Annotated in this window: 2 protein-coding genes and 1 pseudogene; all 3 read right to left on the reverse strand. The window is 70.4% G+C overall.

Going from position 1 to position 1,107, the window contains the following annotated elements; genetic code table 11:
• Positions 1-186 (reverse strand): annotated as a pseudogene (locus tag FPZ41_RS49750) (carbonic anhydrase); the annotation flags it as partial.
• 270 nt (positions 187-456) lie between these two features.
• Entirely contained in the window at positions 457-774 is a 318-nt protein-coding gene (locus tag FPZ41_RS50530; RefSeq protein WP_407698913.1) for a hypothetical protein, read from the reverse strand.
• The coding region (locus FPZ41_RS46665) for a hypothetical protein (protein ID WP_407698914.1) at positions 771-1,107 on the reverse strand (337 nt) is incomplete at its 5' end. The genes FPZ41_RS46665 and FPZ41_RS50530, both read right to left, overlap by 4 nt.

The following is a 1,107-nucleotide window of genomic DNA, read 5'->3' on the forward strand; positions in this document are numbered from 1 at the left end:
GGCGGCGGGAGTCGCGGCAGCGGCGGAGGGGGCGCCTACGGCGAGACCGGCACCGAGGACGGCGGTGCCGGTCAGCGCGGCGCGAAGGAGGGAGCGCCGCGCGGTCCCGGGCTTGGTCGAGGACGAGGTGGCAGGGGCGGTCGGCGCGAGGCCGACCGCTCTGTGGGGAGAAGGCTCAGAAATCACGGTGAGGAACGTACGTCCCAATCACGTGAACGCCCGTTCCATTACTGAATCTTGGCAGGCGTTGGAACAATCTTGGGCTATCGCATTCCGGCCTATGGCCGGATCTTTCCCTGAAGCCGAACTGGGCATTGCCGCAAGGTCGTTGCCGGTCACTTCGTTGCCGCTTCGTCGGCTTTTCGCAAAACGGGCAGTGCGCCCCCGGAGTCGTCCGGGCAGGACGTCATCGCCGTCGGCCGCGCGATCCCTTTCGGTGCGTCGCGCCGGCGGAACCTACCGAGGGGGAGGGGCGTCCCCGGTGGGCCGATGGATGCCGAGCTCTTGGCGGCTGCGCGCGTTCGTCTCGGCGAGACGAACGCGGAGCAGTTCCGTGGGGGTGAGGGGTTCGAGGCGGTCGGGATCGGCGTCCCATACGCGGCCGCCCGAGAGAGGGCGGAGCTGAAGGTACGGGCCCTTGTGCCCCATGACGATGCCGACGCGGTCGAGGGTGGTGTCGCGGACGGCGGTGCCGGGTGGGGGAGAGGATCGAGCGAGCTCGGGCTTCGGTGAGTGGGTGGGGTTCGGGACGTGGTCCGGATTTGGGGCGGTCATCCGGTGGCGCCCCTCGCGATGACGGCGGCGAGAGCGAGGGCAACCGGGGCCGAGCAGACGCCGAGGTGGACGAGGGCGTAGCGGGCGCTGGCGGGGGCGTCGGCGTGGTCTTGTGCCGTCTGCTCCCCGTCGTCGGGGACGAGGTCGTTCCACGGGGTACGGACGTCCATCGCGGGGAGCTGGATACCGGCCTGGGTGAGCGCGGCGTTGAGGGCGTCGCGGGCGGCGGTGGCTTCCTGGAGTTTGGGGGTGAGGTTCGGGTTCGGCATGGGCTTGCCTTTTTCGGTCGTGGTGACGGGAGGGGAGCGAAGGGATGAGTGGGTGGGGCTGGGT

The organism is Streptomyces acidicola (assembly GCF_009377235.1).
Taxonomy (GTDB): Bacteria; Actinomycetota; Actinomycetes; order Streptomycetales; family Streptomycetaceae; genus Streptomyces; species Streptomyces acidicola.